We start from the raw sequence: 16,355 nt of genomic DNA on the forward strand, positions 1-16,355 counted from the left end.
GTGCTGCTCACCCACCCTACGAACCGGCCCGGACGGAGTCCGGGCCTGCGCGGGCACATTGTCCGTGCGGACGGCGGATATTGCCTGCCCGTTCAGCGACTGCGGCCGGTGTCTCTCCCCGAGGGTGCCAACCGTGCTGTCAGGTCGCGATCGCGCTGTTCCCCGGGTCCGGTCCGCCGTGGTGGCCGCTGGTGTCCGGCACCAGCCCGAGCCGGACCAGAGTGCCGTCCAGCCAGGCCGCGGCCAGCTTTACCCGGGAAGGGCACCCGGTACGTCTGAACAACCGGGTCAACCGCTGCTCCACGGTCTTTTCGCTGCACGCGAGCCGGGCCGCGATCTGCCGGTTGGTCAATCCGACGCTGACCATCTCGATCAGAGTGATGTCTTCATCGCTGAGCCCTTTGCTCGCCGAGCGGCGTCTCGGCAGCGAAATGTTCCGGCGTTGCGCCGTGCGATCGATCACAGCACGCACCGGCCGCCCGATTGCCATCATGTGCGAGATCCGCTTCACCTCGGTCAGCCACGGCTGGGGGTCGTCGCCGACCTCCAGCAGGCCGTAACAGCACATCAGGCCCAGGGGCGCGTCGCCTCGCCGGGTCAGCGACCGGTGGGCGGCCAGCAGGCTGTCGGCGTCGCGATGGACCATGCCGCGTCCGATGAGCACCGCCTCGCGGCTCATGGGCGAGGCTGCCTCCTCGTGCAACGCTTCCAGTTCCTCCAGCGCTTGCCGCGCCGTCTCCGGCCGGTCTTCCAGCGCGGCCACCATGAGGATCCGCAGCAGCACTCTCTCCACGCCGGCGAGCGTGCCGTTCTTGCGTGCCCGGCGCGCGTCGCGCCATCCGCCCGCCAGCGCCTCGTCCGTCTGCCCCGACCAGTACCGCACGGCGATGCGCACCCGGTCCACCAGTGGATGCATAACGTTGTCGGGGATGAGGTCCAGCCACGCGTGGGCGTGCCCCAACTCTCCGCGCATGCAGTAGATCTCCGCCGCCAGTGCCCGGGCCAGCTGTCCCGGCCCGACCGCGCCGTCGGGGCGGCTTCGTGTCTCGATCCGGCGCGCGGAGGACAGGGCGCTGTCCCAGCGTCCCTTGAGGTAGTCGCGGACCATGGCCTGGTAGCGGATGGCGGTGCTGTGTCCGGCTCCGGTGTAGTGCTCACCCAGCACGGTTGCGAAAGCGCCCGCCAAGTCCCCGTAGGCTGCGGCGTTCCGCAGCCGGTCGAGAGCCTCCTCGGCGACAGCGCCGGACGGCAGCGCCTGCCGCGCGCTGTCGATCTCCGCCTTGCTCCCCACGGCGGCGGCCATCAGCCGCAATTCGGCGGGCGCGGGCAGCGGGCTGTAGCCGCATGCCGGGGTGGATGTGGGAGTCTGCTCGTCGTCCCATGCCGTCAGGGTTATCGGACCGATCCCGTACAGTGCGGCGAGCGACACCGCCCTCGCTACGGCCGGCATCGGCTCCAACGCGGTTCGGTAGCGCGCGCCGGCGCGCTGGCAGAAGGGGGGCCGATGCTCGTGCAGCACCGCGAGAACCCATGACTGGAGCGCGACTTGCAGGGCTGTCCCGTGCCCAGCGGACCGGTCTTGGGCGGGCGTGCTGTCCGCCCACCGTTCCGCACAGGCGAGCAGGGGTTGACCGAGTTCCAGCACCCCCTCGTAGTCGGCGTACCGGAGGCTGAGTTCGGCGGCCTCGCGCAGCAGAGCGGGCGTTCTCGGGTCGCCGGGCGACAGACGCCGCAGCGCCGACCGGTAGGCCCGCGCGGCCCGCCGCAGAGCCGACCGTGCGTCGTTGCGGGCTGCGGCGAGCAGCAGTGGGATTGCGAGCTCGTCGTCGAGTAAGGAGTCGGCCGCCGCGACGTGGTCGGCCAGGTACGGGTAGCGGGCGCCTGCGGTGGCAGCGTCCATCCGGTCGGTCACCGACGTGACGACCTGGGCGTGGACGCCTGGCAGATCGCTCCGCACGGGCAGCGTCCGCAACGTCGTGGCCAGTGCGGGAACGGGGAACGACAGGCGGCGGTCGCCGTCGACGGTCAGCACCTGGCTCTTGACTAACTGGTCCACACCGGCGGCGACCGATTCGGCGTGTGCTCCGTCCTGCGGCCCCACGAAGCGGAGGTCGTCGAGGCGGAGTTCGCCGCCACCGATCAGGTGGGCCAGCGTTGCGGCCAGCCCCACGGACTCGGCGGCCATATCGGGCCGCATGAGCCGGAGCAGCTCATCCGGGCGGCTGACGGGGTCCGGCAGGTCCGGGCGCTCCGTCAGGCAGAGCCGGCCGTCCAGTTCGAGCAGGCTGCCGCTTTCGCGCCAGCAGGTCAGCAGGGACAGCACTGCCTCCGGGTTTCCGGCCAGCGGTCCCAGCGCACGTAACAGCGCTGTCAGCAGCGCCGGTTCGACGGGGCGGCCGGCCCACCACGCGGCCAGCTCACCGATCCCGGACGGCGGAAGCGGCCGCAGCTCCAGCACTCGGTCTGCTGTCGCCGCCAGACCGCCTCCGTCGGCCCATCCCGCGCCCACGGGACGGCCGGCCATCACCACGGGGATGTCCGTCGGCCGGAAGGCGCGCAGTACTACGCCCAGAGCGGAGGCCGTCTGTGACGGCATCCGTTGCACGTCGTCGAGAACGACAGCGAAGGGGACGGACTGGGCGGCGTCGGCCAGTACTTCACCCATGGTCTTCAGCAGGATCGATTCACCACCGCGGTGGGTGATGCGCCACTGCACCCGGCGCACGGCGGTGATCCGGGCCGGCAGCCAACCGTCGTGGATCCTGGCGAGCACGTCGCACACGGCATCGGCCAGGGCCGCCACGCCAGGCGGCTCTTCGGTGTCCTCCCACTTCATCGTCACGACCTTGGCGCCGTTCCGCGTCGCCACCAGCCGTGCCCGCTCCAGCACGGCGGTCTTCCCTACCCCCGCCGGGCCGGTGATCAGCAAGGTCTGCGCCGACGTACCGGTGGATCCCAGGATCTGGGCCACTTCGTCGACCTCACGGTCCCGATCGATCAGAGACGCACGGTGCCGCACGAGCACTCCTCACACGCCTACGAGCCGCCATCTTCCAAGTCGATCACTTGCACACCTCGCGAGGGCGGCCACCACGTGGCGGCGGGTGATCGTGATTGTCTTTTCAAACGCCAGTGGGTGGGAGTCAGATGCTGGGCACGACGACGACCTTGCCGTTGGGCAGTGCGCCCGCGGCGGCGTGCAGAGCCGGCAGCTCTGCCAGCGGTACCCTCCGGGCGACCTCCACGCGCAGCTCGCCACGGTCGATCAGCGCCACCATGTGCGACAGCTGCTCAGCGTCGCTATGGACGAACAGATTGATGCCGCGTACGCCGCGATCCTCGTCGGCAGGCGCGGGCATCCACACCGTGGTGTGCACCAGCACACCGCCGGGGCGGATCAGGCCGAGGAGGGCGGCCAACTGAGCCGGTTCGACCGGCGCGAGGTTGAGCGCGACGTCGACCGGACGTTTCACCGCCGCGATGACGTCGGCGGTCGTGTGGTCGATGATCTCGTCTGCGCCCGCCGCCGTGACGCGCGAGCTGCTGCGCGGGCCGGCCGTGGCGATCACGTACGCGCCGGCCCACTTGGCCAGCTGCACGGCGTAGCCGCCGACCTTTCCGCCCGCACCGTTGATCAGCACGCGCTGCCCGGCCGTCAGCTTGGCGTGCTTGAACAGCGCCTGCCACGCGGTCAGGCCCACCAGCGGCAGCGCAGCCGCGTCGGACAGCGCGATGCTCCTGGGCGCCGGTGCCAGGACGTCGGCCGGTGCCAGGACGTACTCGGCGGCGGCGCCAGCCTTCGCCATTGGCAGGAAACCGATGACCTGGTCACCGACCTGGACGCCAGTCACGCCCTCGCCGAGCGCGTCGACGGTTCCGGCGACGTCAATGCCGGGTGTGTGCGGAAGCGTCACCGGGATCGCCCTCAGCATGAGGCCAGCGCGGATGTTGGCGTCGGCCGGGTTGAACGACGTCGCCGCGACACGGACCCGCACCTGCCCGACGCCGGGAAATGGCTGCTCGACGTCCTCGTAACGCATGACGTCCGGGTCGCCGTACTGATGGAAACGCACTGCCTTCATATGTCTTTTCTGCTTTCGCCCGAGAGGTCGCGGTGGCCTTGCTCCGCATGCGGAGCAAGGCAAGGCATGGTCTCTGTGGCGCCGGGTGCACCCGCAGGCGGTTGATCGTCAACGGTTGAAGTGCAGCCAACAGTAGGAACGGCCGTGCGGGGAAAGCGTGTACGTTTGCGACACCAGATGGGATTCCGGCGACATCTTCATCGGCGCGGAGGACACATGAGCAGCAGGCCGCGTTTCCTTGGACCGAGCGCCCAGGTGGGCACGTTCACCGCCGAGACCGACTCCACCGGAACCGGCCGGGGAACGTGGGAGCCGTTCATCGACACCTGGAACGACCGCATAGGAGACCTCTACCCCCTGCCGGAGTTCAGCGCTTCCACGGTCGACGGCTTCCAGGGAAAGGTGCGCTCGGTCACCCTGCGGGACACCGTCGTCACCGAACTCTGGGGCTCCTCCCCCGTGAGCACCCAGTCAGTCTGGACGCACGAGCACGACCACATCAGGCTGTACGTCGGGCTGCGAGGTGCGATGACCCTGGGGGACCCGCACGACCGGGGCGGTGACGCGTACGTCTCGGCCGGCACCTACTTCATGCACCACGTCGTGACGGAGAACCACTTCCACACCACGCCGGAGATCGGCAATTGCATCTTCATCTTTCCCGGCGACGCCCTGCGGTCCCTGGTCGCCGGGAAACCACGCGCGGGCCGGGCCACCTCGCCCGCGGCGCAGATCCTCATGGCGCACACCAGCATGGTCCAGCGGACCGTGAGGGACCTCAGTCCGGGGACCGCCCACGCGTCCCGCAACGCCCTGCTCGAACTGGCCAAGGGACTCGTCCTCGACCACTTCGACGACCACGAGCCCACCTTCACCCCGGCGCTGGCCCAGGCGGCCAAGGACCTGGCCGACGCCCGGCTCACCGACGCCGGTCTCTCCCCGGCCGCGATCGCCGCACACCTGCACGTCTCGGTGCGCACCCTGCAGCGGGCCTTCACGAGTCTGGACGAGTCGTTCAGCGCCTACGTCCGCCGCCGGCGTCTGGAGGAAGCGGCCGCAGCGCTCACCGCCCCCGGATCACGGCTCAGCGTCTCCGAGGCGGCCGCGCGCTGGCACTTCACCGACAGCAGCCACTTCATCCGCGCATTCAAGAAGCACTACCAAGCAACACCGGCGCTGTTCGCCCGCCGACCGGGCTGACGACTCAGCCGTCCCCGTCCGGTCCCATGCCCGTTTCCCATCCTCCGGTATGGATCTTTTTCAGTCCCGTAGGAGAACGTGCAGTTCAGAAGGTTGCGTAGCGAGTGAACGGGACTGACGGGACTCACCTTGGGAGTTATTCCGATGAGGGGCGCGCGTACGGGCGCGTATAAGACCGCATATGCTTGTCACTGCTACGCAGCTCATATATGCGCCCTTCGGTCCCGTCAGTCCCGCGAGGCGAGGCCAAATAGCTTCTGAGCTGCATGTTCTCGCACGGGACCGAAGCGGGACCGAACCCCTGCCGCGAACCGACTGTCCCCGCCCCGCAGGATGTGAGCCTCCGGTGGGGTTGACGGGACTCACTTTTCCGACACGCTTGCCCTGCCCCCCTCAACGTCGCGATAGTGTGCGCTAATCTCTGTGCCGCATGCCTAAATCTCAGTCCCGTTAGTCCCGTCAGCCTCCGCCCACTTGCAGGCCCTGCTGCTGACGACGAAGACTGCGGACCGAACAGATTCGACAAGGACACCCAGTGCCCCGCGAGGTTGCGACATCCTTGCCCCCCCTTTCGGGACGTGGCGAGCCACGTGATGTGGCGCGTTGGTGCGCCGCCGCGGGCTGGCCGGTGCATCCGCTGGCGCCTCGGCAAAAGACGCCAGCGGCCAACTGCGAGCGTTGCAGGCGAACTCGGCACAACCCAGCCGACTGCCCTTGTATCCCCGCTGGAGGCTGGTGCCACGGCTTCCACGCCGCTACGACTTTGCTTCAGCGCATCGATGCCTGGTGGTCCGCCCAGACCCGCCTTGGGGTAGGGGTCTCCTGCGGTCCCGCGAACCTCGTGGTCATCGATGTGGATGCGCATGGCGCACAAGTCCCTCACCGCTCCCGCCTGCTGCCAGGCATCCCGATCGGTCCGCAGGTACCCCTCACAGGGCTGGCCACCGGCTTCGACACGCTGGCACTTCTGGCAGCTCTACGCCACGAACCGAGTCCCGCGGAGGACGAGGAGACCCTGCGCGTGCGTACACCATCCGGTGGCCTCCACATCTGGTACCGCAACCCCGATCCTGAAACGCGCTACCGATCGTCCACAGGGTCGAGTCCCGAGGTCGCGCTTGCCTGGCAGGTCGATGTCCGCTCTGATGGGGGCTATATCCTCGCGCCGGCCACACGGACAGCAGCCGGTACATATACCCGGGTAGGAAAAGCCCGGCGTCCTGCTCTCCTCCCCGGCCGGCTGGCCGCTGAACTCGCCCGCACCGGCCACGTACCCTCCAGCCCGGCAAACCGCCTCCCACCTGACGCACCGACCGCACGACCCCGCCGACGAGCGGGCAAGTCCGCGAGCCGGATCCTCGAGCCTCTCCTGGAACTGGTCGCCGCCTGCGGGCCCATCCCCGAAGGAGCCGGCTTCACCGAGAAACTCAACCGGGCAGCTTTCACGGCCGGAGGCCTCATTCAGGGCGGCCACCTGACGGAGACGGAGGCGAAGACTTTGCTGTTGGAAACAGCCAACCGCGCGCGCCCCCACCAGGAACGCCGCAACGTCTCCATCATCGAATCCGCTCTGTTCGCCGGCAAACAACGCCCGCTCCACCCCAAAGGACGCTCATGAGCAGCGCCGAAACGCCCCCCTTCGACGCCGTGGCCGCAGCCGAGCAGATCCACCAGCAGCAGAGTCTCGACCTCCACCTGGCCGACGGGCCGCCACTGCTGCCGGCGCAGGCGGCTGCCGAAGCCGCCCGCCGTCCACTCCCGCCCACCGTCGGCCTGCTCCCGGACGAACTGACCGATCGGGCAAACGCCAAACTGTTCGCCCGGCTTTACAGCGACCGCTTCCGGCACGTCGAAGGACTCGGCTGGTACTGCTGGGACCAGTACCGGTGGAAGCGCACCGGAGGGGAGAAGGGAGCCATGTGGGCGGCCGGCGACATGGCCGAGCACATGCCGCGCACCGACCCCCGCGGCATCTTCAGCGACCGCGACCTCGCAGCACACCGCCGCCGCACCCAATCCACCGCAGGGATGAAAGCCCTCCTGCAGCAGGCGCAGGCCGCCCCCGGCCTCAGCCTCGACCCCGACACCCTGGACGGCGACATCTACGTCCTGTGCACCCCCGGCGGAGTCGTCGACCTCAAAACCGGCGAACTGCGCAAACCGGACCCGCTGTCCGACATGCACTCCCGCGCCACAACCGTCGCCCCGCACGACATGCCGATCCCGCGCTGGTACAGCTTCCTGCGCGACACCTTCGGTGACGACGACAAGGGCCGGGAAACAATCACCTTTCTCCACCTGCTCCTCGGCTACTCCGTCACCGGCGATGTCGGCGCCCAAGTCCTGCCGTTCCTCTACGGCTCCGGCGCCAACGGCAAATCAGTCCTGCTCGAGGTGATGATGCAGATCCTCGGTGACTACGCGAACGCTGCACCGCCGGGCTTCCTGATGGAAAAGGGAAAATTCACCGAACACAGCACTGAACTGACCGAACTCCACGGTCGGCGCATCGTCGTATGCAGTGAGCTCAAGCCGAACGACAAGTTCAACGAGGCCCGGGTCAAGCTCCTCACCGGCGGCGACACCATCACCGCCCGACGGATGCGGCAGGACTTCTTCACCTTCACGCCCACACACAAGCTGTGGCTCCTGGGCAACCACCGTCCCGAAGTCGGCACCGGCGGCTACGCGTTCTGGCGGCGCATGCGGCTCATCCCCTTCGAACGCAAGGTGCCCAACGCGCGCAAGATCGACAACCTGGCCCAGGAACTCGTCCGCGACGAAGGACCGGGCATCCTGCACTGGCTCATCCAAGGCGCACGTCAGTACCTTGCCACCCGCGACCCCCTCCACGGCCCCGCCGCCGTACGACTGGCCACCGAAGCCTACGAGAAAACCGAGGACCACATCGGCCGCTTCATCGCCGAACGGTGCACCACGCTCACCAACGGACAGCCCAACCCCGACCTGCGCGTAGAGCAGAAACTCCTCTACGAAACGTATGGCCGCTGGTGCTCAGCAGAAGGCATCCGACCCGCGACGAGCCGAGCCTTCGCCAGCCGCATCCGCCAGGAACTCGGTCTATCCTCCCCGGCAGAGATGATCAAGAACAATGACCGCAAGCTGTACCCAGGGCTCGCCCTGCTCCCAGAAGCCGGAACGGAGAGCGTGGAATGAGCACGGTGACGCAACCCGGCACACTGGGAAGGCCCACCGACGCGCCGTACGATGAAGGGCGCGACGTTGAAAAAAGCTGTGCGAGGAAACACGGGGCAAGCGGTGGTCTCCCCACAGGGACCGGCCGGCAGCCGCTCGACGAGAAGGAGGGTCTTCGGCCATGAGCTCGATGCTGCAAGACAGCCAGCTCAACGATGAAGTAGAAGTGGTGTGGCTGGAAGACCCGGCAGACCTCGACTACGTCCGGCAGGCCCTGGACAAAGTGCATACCCGCCGAGGCAGGCCCCGATACGAACGCGACGGACGCCTCATCGGCTACAGCAACCTCAAAGTCGGCGCCGCAAGTGACCCCGACAGCGGCCTCTTCGCCCGACGCACGTTCTTCCTCCTGCCCCACGACCGCGACAACGAGCCGACCGGACCCTACGAGGTAGGGGCGCCTGGGGAAGCCGTGGATCCCAGCACCATCGAGCCCGGAAGAGTCGGTGCCAAGACCTCGCGCTCCCAAAGGGGCCGCGCCGCCGGGATAGCCCCAGCCAGCAAGTAGCAAGCACACTGCTCGCTCGGCTGCCCACTGACGAGACCGGCGGGACTCAGTCTGCCCGGGGGACACACCCCACAGTGGCCTGGGACGGTGAGGACGAGTACAAGCAGGGCGCGACAAGATGACGGGACCGACGGGACTGACTGATGGACTTCTCTGCGCTGCGGTGCGCCGGACGCACTCCGGGTCATGCGTATGGAGAAGTGTCAGTCCCGTCAGTCCCGTCTAGCGTACGCACGCCATAGCCGACCAGCGCTATTTCAGTCCGCCCAGAGGCAGCCTGGCGGACTTCTGTCAGCCATCCCCGCGTCTCGGGGCAACCCCACAGGGCCGGGGTGAGCAGGTCAATGGGTTGGCCATCCCCAGTCCCCGGCTGTGGAGCCGCAGGATTCGATCTGGAGCCGGGCCTCGGACCCGGCTCCCGCGCCACCGGTGACGCCGAGACAGAGACCGTGACTCGTCAGGTTGCGTATCTGGTAGTGGTTCTGGTGCCCGTACGCCAGGTACCAGAGCTGGTTGTCCCCGGTCGTGCCGTCACAGGAGTACTCGATCACCTTCGTACCGGCTGCTTGGGGATCGTTGGTAGGAAGGTCCATGCACAGGCCGTCCTTGGTGTTGCGGATGACGAACAGCCGGGCTCCGCCTGGTCCCTTCGGCCCCGAGGCGACCCTGAGGCTCCACATCTGGTTGTCGATCGAGCCCGGCTGGCACTGGTACTGCTGAACCGGGACGTTCGGGGACCCTGGGTCGTTGGTCGGCACGTCGGCGCAGTACCCCGTCCCCAGGTTCTTCAGGAGCACGTTGTCGGCACCTGCGAACACCGCAGGGACACTGACGGTGGACTGCTTGGTGCTGTTCGCAGTGCTGTGCCCGCCGGTGCGGGTCTTGCTGTGCCCGGCCTTGTGTTTCCCGGACGCGGGTCCGCGGGCGTTGCCCAACGATGGCGACCGGGCGGGAACGGATGGCGTCGAAGGGTTGCCGGAGGGCGACGCCGACCGCGAAGGCGCTGCCGATGACGGGACCGTCTGGGGCTGTGGCGGGTAAGCGCCCACAGAGGCGTCGGCGGCCTTGAGCGGCCTTGTATGGTCGCCCTTCGATGACGAATCCGAGTTCGCCGCAAGGAACGGGACCGCGATCATCGCCGCGGCACCGAGGGCAGCGCCGACGTACACCATTCTCGTTCGGCCGGACGAGGTCTGCCCGCGCTCGTCCTTGTCCGGGCCCGCGGACACCGGCGGGGCCTGGGCGGTGGTCTCGGCCGACGACGAGTCACTCTCCCACACGGCCAGAGCGCCGCTGTCCGCCGGTGTGCTCCTGCGTCCGTCCCTGTCCGTACTGCCGGGCTCGTCGGTCGCGCCGCCTGCCGGAACCGCTGTCTGCTGCTGCACCGGTTGTGACGCGGGGTCGGGGGTCAGTGCCGCGGAGGAGTTGATGGGTACCGCGGGCAGTGCGGCCGCTCGGCGGACCAGTGGACTCTGGGCGGCACCGGCGGCGTCTTGTTGCGTGGACGAGGACAAGCCACGCCCTCCTTCCGAGGGTTCTGGTGCCTGGCGAGGGATGGGACGGGGATCGTCCTTCGAGGCCAGGGAGGTCAGCGAACGTCGGCCTGGTCGGGACCGCGTCGCGCAACCCCTGCGATCATGGGCAACGTTGTCCAGGCGGGCGTGCGGGACGCCCACGACCTTGTACTGCCGCCCGGCCGGCCCTTCGTGATCAGGAGGGGGGTCGCTGCTGGGGCACGGCTCCCGGGCTGTTGACGCCTCCATCCCCTGTTCGAGGATGTCGGAAGCCCTCAGATGATGCCTGAGCGTATGGCGTAGGAGACGGCGTGGGCCCGGTTGCGCAGCTGCATGCGCTTCATGAGGCCGTACAGGACGTACTTCACGGTGCGCTCCGAGTAGGAGAGTTTTCGCGCGATCTCTGAGAGCTCCTGGCCTTCGGCCACCAGGCGCAGTACGTCCACTTCCCGGGGAGTGACGCCGGAGGCGTTCAGACCGCGGGGGGTCAGGACCTCTCTGTGGGTCCACTGCACTTGTTCCAGCAGGGTGCCCTGAAGAGCGGGAGGAAAGCTGCCACCGCCTGACGCGACGGTGAGCAGCGTCCGGACAAAGGCCTGGGGGGTGAAGGAATCGCGCCACAGCACGGCGCGCACGCCTCGGTCGACTGCCATCGAGATGTTGGCCAGCCACTGCCGTCCCACCACCAGTACGAAGCGTGCTTCCGGCCGGTCGCACAGGGTGGGGAGCAGGTCGAGGGCTTCGGCGTCCACGGTGTCCATCGCCACCACCATGACGTCCGCCTCGTACGGCTCGTCAGCGGACAACTCGACGACGCGGCGGTCGTTCTTGAGGGAGCTGACCAGTCCGGCCCGTGTGACGGCGTCGGGAGCGTGAATCACCACCCGAGTTGTGTCTGTCACCACCTGCTGAGGCATTCGCTTTCCCTTCGGGAACCCGTGCTTGTTGTGCGGCCTGTTGCAGCTGATGAAGATCGTGTCATGGCTGCATCGGCACCTGGCGTCCCTTCGGGCCCTCCCCGTTAAGGGCAGGGAAATGTCGCACGAGTGTCCAGTGGGCAGATGGGGCAGAACGGTGACTTTCCGTTGATTCCAGCATCGCGCCCCGGTTCGTGGCAGGCACCCGACCGGCACAGAGGGGACAACTGCGGACAGGAGCGGAGCACCCGGGGGCAGGACCCACCGTGCGGGTGGGGTGCCGGCGCGTGCGTCTCGCCGGGGTGGAAGGGAGATATCCGGTCACCGGACGGGGAGACCTGGTGTACGCGGTGGAGCAGCGCTGCCACGGCAGCCAGGAGAGCCGGGTGGCGGAGCCCGCGCCGGTCAGCGGTCCTGAGTGAGCACCGTCGTCACGACTTCGGCGCGGGACCGCAGGCCGGTGCGCGCCAGCAGCCGGGAGATCCGGTCCGCGACGGCCTTCTCGCTGAGACGCAGCACGGTGGCGACCTGGCGGTTGGTGAGGCCTTCGGCGATCAGGGTGGCGAGGAGGTGCTGGCTTTCGGCTGTGGCCTCTTTGCGACCGGGGACGGTGAGGCCGGCTTCGCGCAGCGCCGTCCTGGTGTGGAAGCGCCACAGCGCGGCCCCGGTCTCCTGGAACAGTTCGTAGGCCTCGTGCAGCAGGGTGGCCGGGCCCGCGCCGTTGTCGGCGGCTGCCGACAGGGTGACCGCGGTCTCGAATGACTGGGATCGGGAGCGGGCCAGATCCACAGCTTCCCGCAGGTCCCGCCGGGCACGGTCGGGGGCGTCCTGGCGCAGGACTCTCGCAGAGGCCAGCAGGTAGAGCAGGCGTGAGCGGCCGCTGTCGAGCTGCTGCGCCACCTTGTGAAGGCGCCTCAGGCAGGTCACCGCCTCACTGGTGCGGCCTGCTTCGACGTGTATCCCGGTGAGGGCGGCCCATAGTTCGTCGGTGCCGTGGACGTGTGCGCGGGCGTCCGCAGCGCTCAGGCCGCGGCGGAGCGACCGGGCGGCACCGGACGGGTCGCCGAGAGTCCGCAACACGTCGGCTTCGGCATGGTCCAGGGAGTGTTCGAGCGGACCGTCCGGCCCGCCCCGTGCGCTGTTGATCAGGCGGTGTGCGTTGTTGACGCCGCCCCGGGCGAGGTGAATGGCCGCCATCCGCGCCGGAAGCAGATACCTGTCGGTGGCCGACGTGACCGCCTGGCCGGTGGCCAGCGACCAGCGGGCAGGTTTCAGTGCCTCGTCCCAGCGGCCTTCCAGATGGCGCCAGAGGAACAAGCCGTACGGCGGCAGTGCTTCGGGCGTCAGCCCGCGGTCGGACAGCAGGGCTTGTGCCCCCTGCAGGTCGGAGGAGCACAGCAGTTGTTCGCACAGGACGACCGTCAGCACGTACCGCAGGTCAGGGGGCAGGTCCTTTGGCTCCGGCGTGGTGAGTGAACGCGTGAACAGCTCGGGGTGGCCCAGCATCAACTCGGCGGCGACGCGGTAGCGGTGGAGGACCGGCACTGTACGGCTGTCCGGGGTGGTGTGCCACAGTGGCTCGGTCCGTGAGAGCAGATCCACGGCCTCCCGCCACCTCCCCAGGTGGCACAGGGCCACTGCCCTGCCTCCCACGGCCGCCCCGGCGGGCAGGGGCGACCTGTCCCACCACTGCGCCGTGGCCATCCGGGTCAGGAACGGCCAGTCCTTCTCGACTGCTGCCACTGATGCCAGCACACCGGCGATGCCGTGGAGCAGCGGCATGGTGACACCGTCGTGAGGCGTGCGCAGTAGTGATTCGGCGATCGTCCGCGCCGCCGGGTAGTCGCCTGAGACGTATGCGGCTCTCACGTTTCGCAGCAGGGCGGGGCCGCGGGCCGCCGGGTCCTCGATGAGGCGGGCTGCCGCCCGGAACCAGCGCAGCATTCCCCGGCCGCCCAAGTCGGGCCACTGGCGTTCCGCGATCGCGGTCAGCTGTTCCACCGCGCGGTCACGGTCGACCAGGGGGCCCGCGTCAGCTATCCGGTCCGCCAGATAGAAGTCGGCCTGCGGCTGCGGGAGCACGATGGCCGCCCGCCGGCCGCCGGTAGACCCTTCCGTGGTGTCCCACAGCGCCGTCACTGCGGCCGCGGAGAGCTGACTGCGCTCCGAGGGGCCCAGCCGGGCTTCGACGGCGCAGGCCATCAGCGGGACGCGGAACGCCCAACCGCCTGTTCCGGTGCCGTCCTGGCGAGGGAGCTCCTCCAGGATCCCGGCCTGGGTCAGGTCGCGGATGCCCTCGCTGACAGTGGCGTGGGGCAGTCCGATGGATGACCCGAGCAGCTGCGGGGCGCAGGGGCCCAACGGCCACAGCACGCTCAGCGCCCCGGCCACTGTCCGGCCGGGTTCGCCCAGTGTGTGCAGTGTGGCGAGGAACGGGGCACTGTCCGGCAACGCGGGCACCGGAACGCCGGCCAGGAAGGCGTGCCCCTGGACCACCCGGATCGCGTCCTGTTGCGTCCATGCCGTGAGCAGGGCGTCCATCGCCCCCGGGACCCCTTGGGTGAGTTCGTGGGTCCGCTGGACGAGAGCGTCGTCGGGGGTCGCCTGAAACCGTTTCGCCAAGGCGGCCTCGATGTCATGGGGCTGTAAGCGCGGGAGGTCGATGGTCCGCACCGCCTTGCCCTCTGCCAGCCGTCGCCCGGACAGGCCCGGCTCCTGGGGTCTGTCCGGCCCGCCCGCCGACACCACCAGCCGGGTGCGTGGATCGATGCCCGCGAAGTCGAGTTCGCTGAGGATGGTGAGCGAGTCGGCGTCGCCGTGCTCGATGTCGTCGACCACCAGCACCGTGGGTCCGTATTGCGTCACAGCGGTGGTGAGCGCTTCCGCCGCCGCCGTCCGCTCGCCCTTCTCGGCAGCGGACATCATGTTCGCCACCAGCCTGCCGCCCGACTGCTGGTGCGCCGTGTCGGACTGGGTTTTCACCAGGGTGGTGATCAGGCGCAGTGCCAGCAGCAATGGGCGTTCCTCGTCACCTGGCACGCATGCGAAGAACAGCGCGCTGGCCCCTTCCGCCCGCAGTCGTCCATGGGCCGCTCGCAGGAACGAGGTGCGCCCAGCCCCCGGTTCGCCCCGGACGCATACCAGGCGCGGCCCGTCCGGGTCGCTCAGCAGGCCGTGGATCGCCTGCAGTTCCGACTCACGTCCGACCATGCGCTCCTGCGTGCGCTGCACGCGTGCCGACGGGTCACCGTGGGCCAGATCTGTCGTCACTTTCCGATCAGCCACTGCCGATCGCGCCTTTCGCCGAACGATGCACAGCAGTCGGGTGCGCCCGATCGTCTCGGGCGGACCCCAGTGGACAAACGTACGTCCATGGCTGTCATTATGGCCGCCTATACGGCCCTGTTCTCCTGAAGCTACGGCGAAGTGACAATTAGCTCTCCGTAGCGGATCCGGGGTGCGCTTGTCAGCGTTCTTGATCTTCTGGGCTCATTGGGGGCCGTGCTCGGCGAGGTTGGTCCGGTCATGATGACCGGAGGGAGCGCGGGGTGCGGCATGAGCGGGAGCCGGAGGACCTGATCGAGGTCTGGACGCTGCTGGAGGAGGACCAGGAGCAGCTGCGGAACAAGGCGGGGGCGAACCGGTTGGGGTTCGCCCTGTTGCTGAAGTTCTTCGAGGTGGAGGCCCGGTTCCCGGAGGACGCCGTGGAGGTCCCGGTGCCGGCGGTGTCGTACGTCGCCCGCGCTACTCGATCACCGCAACGAACATCCGGCACATGGGCCACATCGCCGGCACCTACCAAGTGCAGTTCCTCGACGTGCTCCACCGCGATCACGCCGAGATCGAAGACCGCGTGCGCACCAGGAACTCCGCCAACCACGACCTGTTCTACGGCAAGGACGGCGACCTGAACGGCTCCGACAAGGAGTCCCAGGAAATCTCGATGCTCGCCCTGCACCTGTTCCAGTCCGCGCTGGTGCACGTCAACACCCTGCTGCTCCAGGACATCCTGAGCGAGGAGATGTGGCAGAGGCGGCTCGCCGACGCCGACCGGCGAGCTCTGTCCCCGTTGTTCTGGACCCACGTGAACCCATACGGCCGGTTCGAGCTGGACATGAATTCCCACCTCGACCTCGCTGTTGTGGCGTAAGTCTAGGTGGCCTGGCCTGAATCGTCGGTCAGAGCAGCCGCGGTCAAGGTGAGGTGCTGGACCAGGACCGCGGCTGCGGTGTCGGCGTCGCGGGCCAGCACCGCCTCCTCCAGCCTGCGGTGTTCCTTGGCGCCGTCCCGGTCGGGGTTGCGGTGCGCCGACCAACGGCGGGCCAGCTCACTCGCGGTCCACAACCGGTCGAAGGTCTCCAGCAGTGCGCGGTTGCCACACCCCTCCAGCAACGTGCGGTGGAAGGCCCTGTGAGCCTCGGCCCAAGCGCCGGTGTAGTAATCGCCCTCTTCCGGCACGTACGCCGGAGTGCGCACCAGACGATGGTGGGCGGCCCGCACACGGGCCTCCCAGTCGACGTCGCCGCGCTCGATGGACATGCGCAGTACGACCGGTTCGACGGTCCGGCGGGCTTCCGCGATCTCCTGCCAGCGGCGGTCGGAGAAGGACGGGACTGCGAAACCGCGGTTGGGCAGCCGGTCGGCGAGCCCCTCGCCGACCACCCGCACGAGCGCCTCGCGCACCACGGCCAGGCTCACGCCCTGCTCCTTGGCAAGATCTTGCGGCTTGAGGGGGGCGCCAGGGGAATGGTCCCCGCGCATGATCGCGTCCCGCAGGTGTGCGTAGACCTGCTCGGAAAGCATCTGCTTCCCCGGCGGGGTCGAGGAGTGCGCCGTCTGAGTCATGAACCCATAGTAGACGATCCACTAAATAATCGATTATCCGTGTTACGGTCGATTCAGTAGCCGATGAGGACGT

Annotated in this window: 11 protein-coding genes and 1 pseudogene; 6 read left to right on the plus strand and 6 right to left on the minus strand. The window is 68.7% G+C overall.

Features of this window, described 5'->3' with window-relative positions; translation table 11 throughout:
• Positions 1-139: 139 nt before the first annotated feature.
• Both AC07AZ_RS26790 and AC07AZ_RS26795 read right to left on the minus strand, forming a co-directional pair.
• Positions 140-3,019: a helix-turn-helix transcriptional regulator gene (locus tag AC07AZ_RS26790; RefSeq protein WP_478852050.1), complete on the minus strand. Its 2,880-nt coding sequence runs from the start codon at positions 3,017-3,019 to the stop codon at positions 140-142.
• 124 nt (positions 3,020-3,143) lie between these two features.
• Positions 3,144-4,082: an NADP-dependent oxidoreductase gene (locus AC07AZ_RS26795; RefSeq protein WP_478852052.1), complete on the minus strand. Its 939-nt coding sequence runs from the start codon at positions 4,080-4,082 to the stop codon at positions 3,144-3,146.
• Between the two features lie 216 nt (positions 4,083-4,298).
• On the opposite strand from AC07AZ_RS26795, the gene AC07AZ_RS26800 reads away from it, so the two are divergent.
• From AC07AZ_RS26800 to AC07AZ_RS26815, 4 genes are all read left to right on the plus strand, one after another.
• The gene (locus tag AC07AZ_RS26800; RefSeq protein ID WP_478852053.1) at positions 4,299-5,282 is read left to right on the plus strand and encodes a helix-turn-helix domain-containing protein; all 984 of its coding nucleotides are present in this window, start codon (positions 4,299-4,301) and stop codon (positions 5,280-5,282) included.
• Positions 5,283-5,910: 628 nt separating this feature from the next.
• Positions 5,911-6,900, plus strand: coding sequence for a bifunctional DNA primase/polymerase (locus AC07AZ_RS26805; RefSeq protein ID WP_478852233.1), 990 nt, complete (start codon positions 5,911-5,913; stop codon positions 6,898-6,900).
• The gene (locus AC07AZ_RS26810; RefSeq protein WP_478852055.1) at positions 6,897-8,459 is read left to right on the plus strand and encodes a DNA primase family protein; all 1,563 of its coding nucleotides are present in this window, start codon (positions 6,897-6,899) and stop codon (positions 8,457-8,459) included. Before AC07AZ_RS26805 ends, AC07AZ_RS26810 begins: the two co-directional genes overlap by 4 nt.
• A gap of 160 nt (positions 8,460-8,619) precedes the next feature.
• Positions 8,620-9,006 (plus strand): DUF6009 family protein, encoded by a 387-nt coding sequence (locus tag AC07AZ_RS26815; protein WP_478852057.1) that lies wholly within the window; start codon positions 8,620-8,622, stop codon positions 9,004-9,006.
• Positions 9,007-9,347: 341 nt separating this feature from the next.
• Here the strand turns inward: AC07AZ_RS26815 and AC07AZ_RS26820 are convergent, their stop codons facing one another.
• The 3 genes from AC07AZ_RS26820 to AC07AZ_RS26830 form a co-directional block, all read right to left on the minus strand.
• Positions 9,348-9,824 (minus strand): RICIN domain-containing protein, encoded by a 477-nt coding sequence (locus AC07AZ_RS26820; RefSeq protein WP_478852059.1) that lies wholly within the window; start codon positions 9,822-9,824, stop codon positions 9,348-9,350.
• A gap of 971 nt (positions 9,825-10,795) precedes the next feature.
• The gene (locus AC07AZ_RS26825; protein WP_478852061.1) at positions 10,796-11,401 is read right to left on the minus strand and encodes a helix-turn-helix transcriptional regulator; all 606 of its coding nucleotides are present in this window, start codon (positions 11,399-11,401) and stop codon (positions 10,796-10,798) included.
• Positions 11,402-11,842: 441 nt separating this feature from the next.
• Positions 11,843-14,707, minus strand: coding sequence for an AAA family ATPase (locus AC07AZ_RS26830; RefSeq protein ID WP_478852063.1), 2,865 nt, complete (start codon positions 14,705-14,707; stop codon positions 11,843-11,845).
• A 278-nt stretch (positions 14,708-14,985) separates the two neighbouring features.
• Here AC07AZ_RS26830 and AC07AZ_RS26835 point away from each other — a divergent pair.
• Positions 14,986-15,129, plus strand: a pseudogene (locus AC07AZ_RS26835) (hypothetical protein); the annotation flags it as partial.
• Between the two features lie 83 nt (positions 15,130-15,212).
• A complete protein-coding gene (locus AC07AZ_RS26840; RefSeq protein ID WP_478852065.1) occupies positions 15,213-15,587 on the plus strand; it encodes a Tn3 family transposase in 375 nt (124 codons plus the stop codon).
• Positions 15,588-15,589: 2 nt separating this feature from the next.
• Here the strand turns inward: AC07AZ_RS26840 and AC07AZ_RS26845 are convergent, their stop codons facing one another.
• Complete coding sequence (locus AC07AZ_RS26845; protein ID WP_060895633.1) at positions 15,590-16,282, minus strand: GntR family transcriptional regulator; 693 nt, start codon at positions 16,280-16,282, stop codon at positions 15,590-15,592.
• Positions 16,283-16,355 lie beyond the last annotated feature (73 nt).

It is taken from the genome of Streptomyces sp. NPDC043878, from assembly GCF_056435735.1.

What these genes read in the sequence shown, in the direction of transcription:
- AC07AZ_RS26845 (WP_060895633.1), bottom strand. Translation starts at nt 16,282, where the DNA reads ATGACTCAGACGGCGCACTCCTCGACCCCGCCGGGGAAGCAGATGCTT.
- AC07AZ_RS26800 (WP_478852053.1), top strand. Translation starts at nt 4,299, where the DNA reads ATGAGCAGCAGGCCGCGTTTCCTTGGACCGAGCGCCCAGGTGGGCACG.
- AC07AZ_RS26795 (WP_478852052.1), bottom strand. Translation starts at nt 4,082, where the DNA reads ATGAAGGCAGTGCGTTTCCATCAGTACGGCGACCCGGACGTCATGCGT.
- AC07AZ_RS26810 (WP_478852055.1), top strand. Translation starts at nt 6,897, where the DNA reads ATGAGCAGCGCCGAAACGCCCCCCTTCGACGCCGTGGCCGCAGCCGAG.
- AC07AZ_RS26815 (WP_478852057.1), top strand. Translation starts at nt 8,620, where the DNA reads ATGAGCTCGATGCTGCAAGACAGCCAGCTCAACGATGAAGTAGAAGTG.
- AC07AZ_RS26840 (WP_478852065.1), top strand. Translation starts at nt 15,213, where the DNA reads ATGGGCCACATCGCCGGCACCTACCAAGTGCAGTTCCTCGACGTGCTC.